The organism is Pseudomonas sp. LP_7_YM (assembly GCF_004364435.1).
Taxonomy (GTDB): Bacteria; Pseudomonadota; Gammaproteobacteria; order Pseudomonadales; family Pseudomonadaceae; genus Aquipseudomonas.
On record NZ_SOCT01000007.1, the window covers coordinates 109,492 to 123,148 of the forward strand.

The 13,657-nt window shown below is 58.8% G+C and carries 11 protein-coding genes; all 11 read left to right on the forward strand.

The window, feature by feature from the left end:
- Positions 1 to 4: 4 nt before the first annotated feature.
- The 11 genes from EC915_RS17280 (at position 5) to kdsA (ending at position 13,490) form a co-directional block, all read left to right on the forward strand.
- Positions 5 to 508, forward strand: a complete 504-nt coding sequence (locus EC915_RS17280) for an OmpH family outer membrane protein (protein WP_133751744.1) — start codon at positions 5 to 7, stop codon at positions 506 to 508.
- Positions 509 to 512: 4 nt separating this feature from the next.
- Entirely contained in the window at positions 513 to 1,568 is a 1,056-nt protein-coding gene (gene lpxD / locus EC915_RS17285) for a UDP-3-O-(3-hydroxymyristoyl)glucosamine N-acyltransferase (RefSeq protein ID WP_133751745.1), read from the forward strand.
- A gap of 112 nt (positions 1,569 to 1,680) precedes the next feature.
- Positions 1,681 to 2,121, forward strand: coding sequence for a 3-hydroxyacyl-ACP dehydratase FabZ (fabZ, locus tag EC915_RS17290; protein ID WP_074752726.1), 441 nt, complete (start codon positions 1,681 to 1,683; stop codon positions 2,119 to 2,121).
- A complete protein-coding gene (gene lpxA, locus EC915_RS17295; protein WP_133751746.1) occupies positions 2,118 to 2,894 on the forward strand; it encodes an acyl-ACP--UDP-N-acetylglucosamine O-acyltransferase in 777 nt (258 codons plus the stop codon). Before fabZ ends, lpxA begins: the two co-directional genes overlap by 4 nt.
- Before the next feature lie 2 nt (positions 2,895 to 2,896).
- Positions 2,897 to 4,027, forward strand: coding sequence for a lipid-A-disaccharide synthase (lpxB, locus tag EC915_RS17300; protein WP_372237912.1), 1,131 nt, complete (start codon positions 2,897 to 2,899; stop codon positions 4,025 to 4,027).
- Between the two features lie 17 nt (positions 4,028 to 4,044).
- Entirely contained in the window at positions 4,045 to 4,686 is a 642-nt protein-coding gene (rnhB, locus tag EC915_RS17305) for a ribonuclease HII (RefSeq protein ID WP_133751862.1), read from the forward strand.
- A gap of 71 nt (positions 4,687 to 4,757) precedes the next feature.
- Positions 4,758 to 8,279 (forward strand): DNA polymerase III subunit alpha, encoded by a 3,522-nt coding sequence (gene dnaE / locus EC915_RS17310; protein ID WP_133751748.1) that lies wholly within the window; start codon positions 4,758 to 4,760, stop codon positions 8,277 to 8,279.
- Positions 8,280 to 8,392: 113 nt separating this feature from the next.
- Positions 8,393 to 9,340, forward strand: a complete 948-nt coding sequence (gene accA / locus EC915_RS17315; RefSeq protein ID WP_133751749.1) for an acetyl-CoA carboxylase carboxyl transferase subunit alpha — start codon at positions 8,393 to 8,395, stop codon at positions 9,338 to 9,340.
- Positions 9,341 to 9,392: 52 nt separating this feature from the next.
- A complete protein-coding gene (tilS, locus tag EC915_RS17320) occupies positions 9,393 to 10,730 on the forward strand; it encodes a tRNA lysidine(34) synthetase TilS (RefSeq protein WP_133751750.1) in 1,338 nt (445 codons plus the stop codon).
- Positions 10,731 to 10,997: 267 nt separating this feature from the next.
- Entirely contained in the window at positions 10,998 to 12,629 is a 1,632-nt protein-coding gene (locus tag EC915_RS17325; RefSeq protein ID WP_133751751.1) for a CTP synthase, read from the forward strand.
- Positions 12,630 to 12,644: 15 nt separating this feature from the next.
- Positions 12,645 to 13,490 carry a 3-deoxy-8-phosphooctulonate synthase gene (gene kdsA / locus EC915_RS17330; protein ID WP_133751752.1) on the forward strand — a complete coding sequence of 282 codons (846 nt, stop codon included), beginning with the start codon at positions 12,645 to 12,647 and terminating at the stop codon, positions 13,488 to 13,490.
- The last annotated feature ends 167 nt before the right edge of the window (positions 13,491 to 13,657 follow it).

The window sequence follows — 13,657 nt, forward strand, 5'->3', positions numbered from 1 at the left end:
CACCGTGCGTAAGTTGACCCAATTGGCACTGCTGGCAACTGTTCTGATCGCAGGCCCCGCATTCGCTGACATGAAAATCGCCGTTCTGAACTATCAGATGGCACTGCTGGAATCGGACGCTGCCAAAAGGTATGCAGTCGACGCCGAAAAGAAATTCGGCCCTCAGTTGACCAAGCTCAAGGCACTGGAAAGTAGCGCCAAAGGTATCCAGGATCGTCTGGTAGCCGGTGGTGACAAGATGGCCCAGCCGGAGCGTGAGAAGCTGGAACTGGACTTCAAGCAGAAGGCCCGTGACTTCCAGTTCCAGTCCAAGGAGCTGAACGAAGCCAAGGCCGTTGCCGACCGCGAAATGCTCAAACAGCTCAAGCCAAAGCTGGATCAGGCCGTTGAGGAAGTGATCAAGAAAGGCGGCTTCGACCTGGTATTCGAGCGCGGTGCGGTGATTGACGTCAAGCCACAGTACGACGTCACTCGCCAGGTCATCGAGCGCATGAACCAGCTGAAGTAACTTCATGACTGCGCCCATCACCCTCGGCTATCTGGCCGAGTTCCTGGGTGCCACGTTGCGTGGCGCTCAGAACAAGCGAATAACCGGACTGGCCACCTTGCAGGAGGCGGGTCCCGGTCAGGTCAGCTTTCTGGCCAATCCCCAATATCGTAAATTTCTCTCGACGACCCAAGCCGCTGCGGTGCTTCTCAAGCCCGCTGATGCCGAAGGCTACGCGGGAGATGCACTGCTGATCACCGATCCCTATCTGGCGTATGCGCGCATTTCTCATCTGTTCGATCCCAAGCCCATAGCCGAGGCCGGTATTCATGCCAGCGCTACCGTGGCCGCGGACGCGACGGTCGATCCGAGTGCCAGCGTAGGTCCTTATGTTGTCATTGAAAGTGGTGCACGTATCGCCGCAGGCGTGACCCTCGGTGCCCACTGCTACATCGGTGCGCGCAGTGTCATTGGCGAGGGTGGCTGGCTTGCACCTCGGGTGACCCTCTATCACGATGTGCGTATTGGCCAGCGGGTGACGATTCAATCTGGCGCAGTCATCGGTGGCGAGGGCTTCGGTTTTGCCAACGAGAAGGGCATCTGGCGCAAGATTGCGCAGATCGGCGGCGTCACCATTGGCGACGACGTGGAGATCGGCGTGAACACCGCCATCGACCGCGGCGCGATGGACGACACTCGGATCGGCAACGGCGTGAAGCTCGATAACCAGATTCAGATTGCCCATAACGTTCAAGTGGGCGATCACACGGCAATGGCAGCGTGCGTTGGCATTTCCGGCAGCGCGAAGATCGGCAAACACTGTATGCTCGCCGGCGGTGTCGGGCTGGTCGGGCATATCGAGATTTGCGACAACGTGTTCATCACCGGCATGACCATGGTGACTCGTTCGATTACCGAGCCTGGTTCCTATTCTTCCGGAACCGCTATGCAGCCCGCTGCAGAATGGCGCAAAAGTGCCGCACGGATTCGCCAGCTCGACGACATGTCGCGGCGCCTGCAGCAGCTGGAAAAGATTGTCGAGGCAGTGACCTCAGGCGGTAAAGCATCATCTGATGGCTGATACCTTTTTCTTATCAAGTGTGCACAGCCGATAAACTGCCTCCTTGATTTGCTAGAGGAGTGTCGCGCATTCGTCGCGCACTCCCAATCTTTACTACAGGCTTGCTCTCGAAATGATGGACATCAACGAAATTCGTGAATATCTGCCCCACCGTTATCCGTTTCTGCTGGTGGATCGGGTAGTGGAGCTGGATGTTGAGAATAAAAGCATTCGTGCTTACAAGAATGTCAGCATCAATGAACCCTTTTTCAATGGGCATTTTCCCCAGCATCCCATCATGCCGGGCGTTCTGATCATTGAAGCGATGGCTCAGGCTGCGGGGATTCTCGGTTTCAAAATGCTGGACGTGAAGCCTGCTGACGGAACCCTGTATTACTTCGTAGGCTCCGACAAATTGCGCTTCCGCCAGCCAGTGTTGCCAGGCGACCAACTGATACTTGAAGCGAAGTTTCTCAGCTGCAAACGTCAGATCTGGAAGTTCGAGTGCCAGGCTTCGGTAGATGGCAAGCCTGTATGCTCCGCAGAAATCATCTGTGCGGAACGTAAACTATGAGTTTGATTGACCCTCGCGCAATCATCGATCCGACGGCCATGCTGGCCGACAATGTGGAGGTCGGCCCCTGGTCGATCGTCGGACCCGGTGTGGAAGTTGGCGAGGGTACGGTGATCGGTCCCCATGTGATCCTGCGCGGCCCGACCAAAATCGGCAAGCACAATCACATCTACCAGTTTTCTTCGGTAGGTGAAGACACCCCTGATCTCAAATATAAAGGCGAGGCAACACGTCTGGTGATCGGTGATCACAACGTGATCCGCGAAGGTGTCACGATTCACCGTGGGACCGTTCAGGACCGTGCCGAAACCACGATCGGTGATCACAATCTGATCATGGCCTATGCCCACATCGGTCACGACAGCGTTATCGGCAATCACTGCATCCTGGTCAACAACACTGCGTTGGCGGGCCATGTCCATGTGGGCGACTGGGCAATCCTGTCCGGCTTCACTCTGGTCCATCAGTATTGCCACATCGGCGTGCACAGCTTTTCCGGCATGGGCACTGCCATTGGCAAGGATGTTCCTGCGTTTGTCACCGTGTTTGGCAATCCGGCGGAAGCTCGCAGCATGAACTTTGAAGGCATGCGTCGTCGTGGTTTTTCAGACGATACGATTCATGCCCTGCGTCGAGCTTACAAGACGGTCTATCGTCAAGGTCTGACGGTGGAGCAGGCGGTTTTGGAACTCGCCGAACCCGCCGGGCAGTTTCCGGAAGTTGCGGCGTTTCTTGAGTCCATCCAGAACTCGACTCGCGGCATCACCCGTTAATCATGAGTGTTCTGCGTATCGCACTGGTCGCCGGAGAGGCCTCTGGCGACATCCTAGGGTCGGGTTTGATGCGTGCCATCAAGGCCCGACATCCTGACGTGCAATTCATTGGTGTCGGCGGCCCGCTCATGGAGGCCGAAGGCATGACCTCCTTTTTCCCCATGGAGCGTCTTTCGGTCATGGGCCTGGTGGAAGTACTGGGTCGCCTCAAGGAATTACTGGCTCGGCGCAAGTTGCTGATCCAGACCCTGATCGAAGAGAAGCCTGATGTCTTCATCGGTATTGATGCCCCGGATTTCACCCTCCATATCGAACTCAAACTGCGTCAGTCCGGCATCAAGACCGTGCACTACGTCAGTCCTTCGGTGTGGGCATGGCGGCAGAAAAGGGTGTTGAAGATTCGCGAAGGCTGCGATCTGATGCTGACCCTGCTGCCTTTTGAGGCACGATTTTACGAAGAAAAAGGCGTACCGGTGCGCTTCGTGGGGCACCCGCTGGCTGACACCATTGCTCTTCAGGCTGATCGCCAGAGTGCCCGTGCCGAGTTGGGATTGGGCGACGGCCCGGTTATCGCATTGATGCCGGGCAGCCGCGGTGGTGAAGTCGACCGCCTGGGCGCATTGTTCTTCGATACCGCGCAACGGCTGCTTGCACAGCGTCCGGACCTGCGTTTCGTCTTGCCTTGCGCCAGCCCACAGCGTCGTCTGCAGATCGAACAACTGCTGCAAGGACGCGATCTGCCTTTGACCCTGCTCGACGGTCGCTCCCATGTCGCGTTGGCGGCCTGCAATGCGGTCCTGATCGCTTCGGGAACCGCGACCCTGGAGGCGCTGCTGTACAAACGACCGATGGTGGTTGCCTATCGTCTGGCGCCGCTGACTTACTGGATACTCAAGCGGATGGTGAAAAGTCCGTACGTGTCCTTGCCGAACCTGCTGGCCCAGCGCTTGCTGGTTCCCGAGCTTCTGCAAGATGCGGCGACCGCCGACGCCTTGGCGCAAACCTTGCTGCCGTTGCTTGACAATGGCGCGGAGCAGACCGCCGGCTTCGACGCCATTCACCGAACCTTGCGTCGCGATGCGTCCAATCAGGCCGCCGATGCGGTCTTGAGCCTGATTGGCCGGTCGCTTTAACGATGAGCGGGAAGACAATGCAAATGGGCCTGGATTTCAATCTGGTCGAGGATCTGGTCGCCGGTGTTGACGAAGTGGGCCGTGGTCCGCTGTGCGGCGCTGTGGTCACCGCAGCGGTGATACTCGATCCCAAGCGCCCTATCCTGGGCCTTAACGATTCTAAAAAACTTACAGAAGCCAAACGCGAAAGGCTGTTCGACGAGATCTGCGAAAAAGCCCTGTGCTGGCATATCGCGCGGGCTGAAGTGCACGAGATCGACGAACTCAACATCCTGCACGCCACGATGCTGGCCATGAAACGTGCGGTGGAAGGCCTGCTGATCACGCCCAGGCTGGCATTGATCGACGGCAATCGTTGCCCGCAACTGTCGGTGCCCAGCGCTCCGGTCATTCAGGGCGATGCCCAGGTGCCGGCCATCGCTGCAGCATCAATTCTGGCCAAGGTCGCTCGTGATCGGGAGATGGGCGCACTGGAACTGGTCTATCCCGGTTATGGCATTGGGGGGCACAAGGGTTATCCGACGCCGGTCCATCTGGAAGCGTTGGCGCGCTTGGGGCCGACGCCAATTCATCGACGCTCCTTCGCTCCGGTGCGTGCTGCCTATGAGGCTCGGGACATGATGATCTCTACCGGCTTTTCGTCGTTGCCGTTCAACTGATCGCAGGCTGATGTTTTCATGAGAGGCCGGTACAATCCGGCCTTCGTTTTCTGTGCGCTATAGGATCACCCATGCCGGCTTCTTTTGTTCATCTGCGCCTGCACACCGAATATTCCCTGGTTGATGGTCTGGTCCGGGTCAAGCCGTTGGTCAAGGCGCTGAGCGGCATGAACATGCCTGCGGTAGCGGTGACCGACCAGAACAACCTCTGTTCATTGGTCAAATTCTATAAAGCCGCGATGGGTGCGGGGATCAAGCCGATCTGCGGTGCCGACATCTGGCTCGCGGGCCGCGATCGCGATGCGCCGCTGAGCCGCATGAGCCTGTTGGTGATCAATCCCAAAGGCTATCTGAACCTCACCGAGTTGATCTCCCGCGGCTTCATGGACGGGCAGCGCAATGGCCTGGTGATCATGGATCGCGAATGGGTAGCGCAGGCCAGTGAGGGTCTGATTGCCCTGTCCGCGGCGAAAGAAGGCGAAATCGGCATGGCCCTGCTGGGCGGCAACCCTGCCGAGGCCGATGAGTTGCTCAAGGAATGGATGTCGGTGTTCCCCGACCGTTTCTATGTAGAGATCCAGCGCACCCATCGCGTCAATGACGAAGAGCATCTGCACGCCGCTGTCGCCCTGGCCGAGCGTCATGGCGCGCCGCTGGTGGCGACCAACGATGTGCGCTTCATCAAGCAGGAAGACTTCGAAGCCCACGAAACCCGTGTGTGCATCGGCGAAGGCCGGGCGCTGGACGATCCGCGTCGCTCGCACAACTACAGCGATCAGCAGTACCTCAAAAGCGCCGAGGAAATGGCCGAGCTGTTCAGCGACCTGCCCGACGCGCTGGCCAACACCGTCGAGATCGCCAAGCGCTGCAACATCGAAGTCAAGCTGGGCACGCACTTTCTGCCCAACTTCCCGATTCCCGATGGGCTGACCATGGACGAGTATTTCCGCAAGGTGTCCTTCGAAGGTCTCGAAGAGCGTCTGGCGGTACTGTGGCCGAAGGAAACCACGCCAGACTACGAGGCCAAGCGTCAGATCTATGTCGACCGGCTGAATTTCGAGCTGGACATCATCATTCAGATGGGTTTCCCCGGTTACTTCCTGATCGTGATGGACTTCATCCAGTGGGCCAAGAGCAATGGCGTGCCGGTGGGCCCTGGCCGGGGGTCGGGTGCCGGTTCGCTGGTGGCCTATGTGCAGAAGATTACCGACCTCGACCCGCTGCAGTATGACCTGCTGTTCGAACGCTTCCTTAACCCCGAGCGGGTTTCCATGCCTGACTTCGACGTCGACTTCTGCATGGACGGTCGCGACCGCGTGATCGATTACGTGGCCGAGAAATACGGCCGCAACGCGGTCAGCCAGATCATCACGTTCGGTTCGATGGCAGCCAAGGCGGTGGTGCGCGACGTGGCGCGGGTGCAGGGTAAATCCTACGGCCTGGCCGATCGTCTATCGAAGATGATTCCGTTTGAAGTCGGCATGACCCTTGAAAAGGCCTACGAGCAGGAAGAGATCCTGCGCGATTTCCTCAAGACCGATGAGGAAGGGGCGGAAATCTGGGAGATGGCCCGCAAGCTCGAAGGCGTGGTGCGTAACGTCGGCAAGCACGCCGGTGGTGTGGTCATCGCGCCGACCAAGCTGACCGACTTCTCGGCTATTTATTGCGATGAAGAGGGCAGCGGCCTGGTCACCCAGTTCGACAAGGATGACGTCGAAGCGGCGGGTCTTGTGAAGTTCGACTTCCTCGGTCTGCGTACGCTGACCATCATCGACTGGGCGATGAAGACCATCAATCGCGAACGCGCCAAGGTCGGCGAGGAGCCACTGGACATCGCGTTCATTGCGCTGGATGACGCTCCGACCTACGACCTGCTGCAGAAAGCTGAAACCACTGCAGTGTTCCAGCTTGAATCTCGCGGCATGAAGGAACTGATCAAAAAGCTCAAGCCCGACTGCCTGGAAGACCTCATTGCACTGGTGGCGCTGTTTCGTCCCGGCCCGCTGCAATCTGGCATGGTGGATGACTTCATCAACCGTAAGCATGGTCGCGCCGAGCTGTCCTACCCGCACGTCGACTACCAGTACGAAGGCCTCAAGCCCGTGCTGGCGCCTACCTACGGCATCATCCTGTATCAGGAACAGGTGATGCAGATCGCTCAGGTCATGGCCGGTTACACCCTCGGTGGTGCGGACATGCTGCGTCGCGCCATGGGTAAGAAGAAGCCCGAGGAAATGGCCAAGCAGCGCGGTGGTTTCATCGACGGCTGCAAGACCAACAATATCGACCCCGACCTTGCCGGTAATATTTTCGATCTGGTAGAGAAATTCGCCGGATACGGCTTCAACAAATCTCACTCTGCCGCTTACGGGCTGGTCTCGTATCAGACGGCGTGGCTGAAGAAGCACTACCCGGCACCCTTCATGGCCGCGGTTCTGTCGGCGGACATGCACAACACCGACAAGGTCGTGACCTTGATCGAAGAAGTGCGGACCATGAAGTTGCGCCTCGATGCGCCGGACGTGAACAACTCCGAATTCAAATTCACCGTGAACGACGAAGGTCGCATCGTTTACGGCCTTGGCGCGATCAAGGGTGTAGGTGAGGGCCCGGTCGAGGCGATTACCGAGGCGCGGCAGGCAGGTCCATTCAAGGATCTGTTCGACTTCTGCGCGCGCGTTGATCTCAAGCGCGTCAACAAACGAACCCTCGATGGCCTGATTCGCAGTGGTGCGCTGGATCGTCTCGGTCCGTTCTTTTTCGATGAGCCAAAACAGTACCAGGCCAATATCGACCGCAACCGCGGCGTGCTGCTTGCAGCTCTGGAAGGGGCAATCCAGGCCGCCGAGCAGACAGCGCGCAGCCATGACAGTGGCCACGCAGACCTGTTCGGCGGACTGTTCGTTGAAGCTGACGCGGACGTTTACGCGAACCATCGCGGTGCCAAGGAGGTCACTCTCAAGGAGCGTCTGCGAGGTGAAAAAGAGACGCTGGGCCTGTACCTGACAGGGCATCCGATCGATGAATATGAAGGTGAGATTCGTCGCTTTGCTCGCCAGCGCATCGTCGATCTGAAACCGGCCCGTGACACCCAGACCGTTGCCGGCCTGATCATCGCCTTACGGGTCATGAAGAACAAAAAAGGCGACAAGATGGGTTTCATCACCCTCGACGACCGCTCTGGCCGGATCGAGGCATCGTTGTTTGCCGACTCGTTCCAGGCCGCTCAGTCGCTGTTGCAGACCGACGCAATGGTGGTGGTGGAGGGCGAGGTCAGTTCCGATGATTTCTCCGGTGGCTTGCGCCTGCGCGCCAAGCGCGTCATGAGTCTGGAGGAAGCGCGGACGGGACTTGCCGAAAGTTTACGCCTGGCCGTGCGTAGCGAGGCGCTCAAGGGTGATCGTCTACGCTGGCTGGGAGACCTGTGCAAGAAGCATCGGGGAGCGTGTCCGATCACGCTCGATTACACCGGGCAGGAGGCCCGGGCGCTGCTGCAGTTTGGTGAAGCGTGGCGAATCGATCCCGCAGACAGCCTGATTCAGGCGCTGCGTGACCAGTTCGGACGAGAGAACGTCTTCCTGCAGTATCGCTGAAAGCTGACCCTACGAATTATTTAAACTCGACCGCAAGGCGCCTGCTCCATTAAGGTATGGCGCTTACGGATCAACCGGCCGGCCTCTTGGCCGTCGACCCAAGACGGATGCCTATGAACCCGAATTTTCTGGATTTCGAACAGCCGATTGCTGACCTGCAAGCCAAAATTGAAGAGCTGCGTCTGGTTGGCAATGACAACTCGCTGAACATCGGCGATGAAATCTCTCGACTGCAAGAGAAGAGCAATACGCTCACCGAAAGCATTTTCGGCAACCTGACCAGTTGGCAGATCGCGCGCATGGCGCGTCATCCGCGTCGTCCGTACACGCTGGACTACATCCAGCACATCTTCACCGAGTTCGATGAACTGCATGGTGATCGGCATTTCTCCGACGACGCTGCCATCGTGGGCGGCATCGCGCGGCTGGATGACCAGCCAGTCATGGTGATCGGTCACCAGAAAGGCCGCGAGGTGCGCGAAAAAGTGCGTCGCAACTTCGGCATGCCGCGTCCTGAGGGCTACCGCAAGGCGTGCCGTCTGATGGAGATGGCCGAGCGTTTCAAAATGCCGATCCTGACCTTCATCGATACGCCGGGTGCCTATCCGGGTATCGACGCCGAAGAGCGCAACCAGAGTGAGGCCATCGCCTGGAACCTGCGAGTGATGGCGCGTCTGAAGACTCCCATCATTGCCACCGTAATCGGTGAAGGCGGCTCCGGTGGTGCTCTGGCCATTGGCGTCTGCGACCAACTGAACATGCTGCAATACTCCACCTATGCGGTGATTTCACCGGAAGGCTGCGCCTCGATTCTGTGGAAGACTGCCGAGAAGGCACCGGACGCCGCTGAGGCCATGGGCATCACGGCTGAACGTCTCAAAGGCTTGGGTATTGTTGACAAGGTGATTGATGAGCCATTGGGCGGCGCGCATCGTGACCCGGCCGCAGCCTCGGCATCCATTCGTGAGGCGCTCAGCAGCCAGTTGGCCATGCTCAAGCAATTCAATAACGAAGAGCTGCTGGTTCGTCGTTACGATCGCTTGATGAGCTACGGCATCTGATCGCAGTTTGTTCGACGAGGTCCGGCCAGCTTGACGCCCAGGGTTACCCAGCATGAGCAAGGCGGACAGTTGCAAGAAAGCGTTATCCAGTCGACTGCTGTCGCGCCTTGATCCATGGCGCGACGCAGCCGCTTGGCGCGTTGCCTTCTCGGGTGGGCTTGATTCCACCGTTCTGTTGCATTTGCTGACTGAGCTTTCCAGGCGCCAGCGTCTACCCCCTCTGATTGCTGTCCATATCCATCACGGCTTACAGGCTGTTGCTGCGTCGTGGCCGGGGCATTGTCGCCAGGTCTGTCAGATTCTGGGCGTGCCATTACAGGTAATCGACGTACAGGTGCGCGCCGGGGCAAGTCTGGAGCAAGCTGCCCGGGATGCACGTTACGCCGCGTTCAATGAAGTCCTGCAAACCGGGGAGGTGCTGCTGACTGCCCAGCATCGAGACGATCAGGCCGAAACCCTGCTGTTTCGTCTGTTACGCGGTGCCGGCGTACGAGGGTTGGCAGCCATGCCGTCGCAGCGCGAGTTGGGCAAGGGGCGTCTGTTCAGACCCTTGCTGGACGAGCCGCGTGCGTTGCTCGAGCGTTATGCGCAAGAGGAAGGCCTGAGCTGGATTGAAGATCCAAGTAACAGCGACAGCCGTTTCTCCCGCAATTACCTGCGCAACCAGGTGCTGCCGATGCTGAATGTCCGCTGGCCCCAGTCGGTGCTCAGCATGACGCGCAGCGCCGCACATCTGGCTGAGGCGCAAGGCTTGCTGGAAGAGCTTGCACTGCAGGATCTATCGCTTGCCGATACGCCTTGTCCCTGGCCCTGGCTGGGTCTGCCATCACTGGAGCTGGCGCCGCTTGAGGCATTGTCTGCTGCCCGCCAACGCAATGCCTTGCGCCATTGGCTGAGCGCATTCACCCGCCTGCCGGACAGCGACCATTGGGCCGGTTGGGATTCGTTAAGAGACGCCGGGCTTGATGGTCGGCCGATCTGGCGACTCACCGATGGTCAGCTGCACCGTGCCGAAGGGCGTATCTGGTGGCTGTCCGGCATCTGGCTCAAGGCTGTTGCTGGCACGCAGTATTGGTCCACGGCCTCGCAGCCGCTGCAATTGCCGGGTAATGGCATGTTGCAGATTCTCGGGGATATTCCACGCGGCGGATTGCACGTGCACTATCGACAGGGGGGTGAGGTACTGGAGGTGCCGGATCGTGGGCGCCGGGATCTTAAAAGGCTGCTCAATGAGAAGGGCGTACCGGTGTTTCTCCGCGGCCGATTGCCGCTGCTGTATCGAGGCGAGCAGTTGCTGGCTGTTGCCAACCTGCCCGGGCTCGACGCCGACCCCCGTGGCGACTGGCGATTGCACTGGCAGCCACCGACGAACGACCACAGTTTGAGATGAGAGCCCGTTTCCGGTAGACTACGCTCCCTTCTTGATACAGCTTATGTCGATCCTTTCGGAGCGACGCAAGTTGCCGATTACCAGCCAGTCTTTACTGGGCAATTCTCAAATGTGGCGAGTCACTGACAGGTTCGGAAACGGCCAGTCGCGATCAACGCAGCAGATTCGGAAATGCTTTGTAAAACACGCAGGTCATCGGGGGCTTCGGCCTTCCTTCGCTTTCCCCGGCGGCTCTGACCGCTTTAACGCAGACTTCTAGGGTTTTTCATGACGCGCTACATCTTCGTCACGGGCGGTGTTGTTTCTTCATTGGGGAAAGGCATTGCCTCGGCTTCATTGGCAGCCATCCTGGAGGCGAGGGGACTTAAGGTCACCATGCTCAAGCTGGACCCCTACATCAACGTCGATCCGGGCACCATGAGCCCGTTCCAGCACGGTGAAGTGTTCGTCACCCACGACGGCGCCGAAACCGACCTGGACCTGGGTCACTACGAGCGTTTCATTCGCACCACCATGACCCAAAACAACAACTTCACCACCGGCCGTGTGTACGAACACGTCCTGCGCAAAGAGCGCCGTGGTGATTATCTGGGCGCGACCATTCAGGTGATTCCGCACATCACCGACGAAATCAAGCGCCGCATCATCAAGGGCGCAGGCGATGCCGACGTAGCTCTGGTCGAGATCGGTGGCACCGTCGGTGACATCGAGTCGCAGCCGTTTCTGGAGGCCATCCGTCAATTGCGCTTCGAAGTCGGCGCCAAGCGCGCGATGCTGATGCACCTGACGCTTGTCCCATACATCGCTACCGCTGGCGAAACCAAGACCAAACCGACTCAGCATTCGGTAAAGGAATTGCGCTCCATCGGTCTGCAACCCGACGTGCTGGTTTGCCGTTCCGACCACGCCATCGACCTATCGTCGCGCCGCAAGATTGCCCAGTTCACCAACGTTGAAGAGCGTGCAGTCATTGCGCTGGAAGACGCCGACACCATCTACAAGATCCCGGGCATCCTGCACTCTCAGGGCCTGGATGATTTCGTCGTCGAGCGTTTTGGCTTGCAGTGTGCAGGCGCCGACCTGTCCGAGTGGGACAAGGTTGTCGACGCCAAACTCAATCCTGAGCACGAAGTCACCATCGCCATGGTCGGCAAGTACATGGAGTTGCTGGACGCCTACAAGTCGCTGATCGAAGCAATGAGTCATGCCGGCATCACCAACCGTACCAAGGTCAACCTGCGTTACATCGATTCCGAAGACATCGAAAATCAGGGTACCGGCCTGCTGGAAGGCGTGGACGCGATTCTGGTACCGGGCGGCTTCGGTCTGCGCGGCGTCGAAGGCAAGATCACTGCCGTTCAGTTCGCGCGTGAGAACAAGGTTCCGTACCTGGGTATCTGTCTGGGCATGCAAGTGGCCGTCATCGAGTTTGCACGTAACGTGCTGGGCTGGAAGGACGCCAACTCTACCGAATTCGATCGCAGCAGCCCGCACCCTGTGGTCGGTCTGATCACCGAGTGGGAAGACGCCACTGGCGCTGTCGAAACCCGTACCGAAACATCCGATCTGGGTGGCACCATGCGCCTGGGCGCGCAGGACTGCCAGCTGGAGCCGGGCTCACTGGTGCACGACTGCTACGCCAACGAGGTGATCGTCGAACGTCACCGTCATCGTTATGAAGTGAACAATAAGCTGCTGCCACAGCTGATCGAGGCTGGCCTGAAGGTGTCCGGTCGCTCCGGTGACGGCGCGCTGGTCGAAGTGGTCGAGTCACTGGATCATCCATGGTTCGTCGCTTGCCAGTTCCACCCTGAATTCACCTCCACGCCTCGCGATGGTCACCCGCTGTTCAGTGGCTTCGTCAAGGCAGCGCTCGCTCAACATCAGAAGAACGCCTGATAGGGAATTCATTACATGGCACAGAAAATCATCCGCGTCGGCTCCATCGACATTGCCAATGACAAGCCCATGGTCTTGTTCGGCGGCATGAATGTCCTTGAGTCGCGGGACATGGCCATGCAGGTCTGCGAAGAGTACGTGCGTGTTACCCAGAAGCTGGGTATCCCGTACGTCTTCAAGGCCAGCTTCGACAAAGCCAACCGTTCTTCCGTGACGTCTTACCGGGGGCCTGGTCTGGAAGCGGGCATGCGTATCTTCGAAGAGATCAAGAGCACCTTCGGCGTGCCCGTGATCACCGACGTGCATGAGCCGCACCAGGCCGCAGCCGTTGCCGAAGTCTGCGACATCATCCAGCTGCCAGCTTTTCTGTCCCGGCAGACCGATCTGGTGGTGGCGATGGCGAAAACCGGCGCCGTCATCAACATCAAGAAAGCCCAGTTCCTCGCGCCTCAGGAAATGAAACACATCCTGAACAAGTGCGAAGAGGCAGGTAACGATCAGTTGATCCTGTGCGAGCGCGGTTCGAGCTTCGGCTACAACAACCTCGTGGTGGACATGCTCGGCTTCGGCATCATGAAGGCCTTCGAATACCCGGTATTCTTCGACGTGACCCACGCGCTGCAAATGCCGGGTGGGCGCTCCGATTCCGCAGGCGGTCGTCGTGCGCAGGTGACGGATCTGGCTAAGGCTGGTATCAGCCAGGGTCTGGCAGGGCTGTTCCTCGAGGCGCACCCGGACCCGGACAACGCCAAATGCGATGGGCCCTGCGCATTGCGCCTGAACAAGCTGGAGCCGTTCCTGACCCAGCTCAAGGCGCTCGATGATCTGGTCAAAGCTTTCCCGACGATAGAAACGGCATAAACCCGCTTCTCCGGCACGATGGCCTCCGGTACAGTGCCGCTCGTTTGTTTCCCGACCAACGGGTCGGGAAATTCTGTCATCTGGGGCCTGCCCGCTGTCTAGTGCCCCTGATGTCAGTCGTTTTTTCCCAGCTGCGTCGTTTTCGTCAATCTTGGAGTGTTAACAAC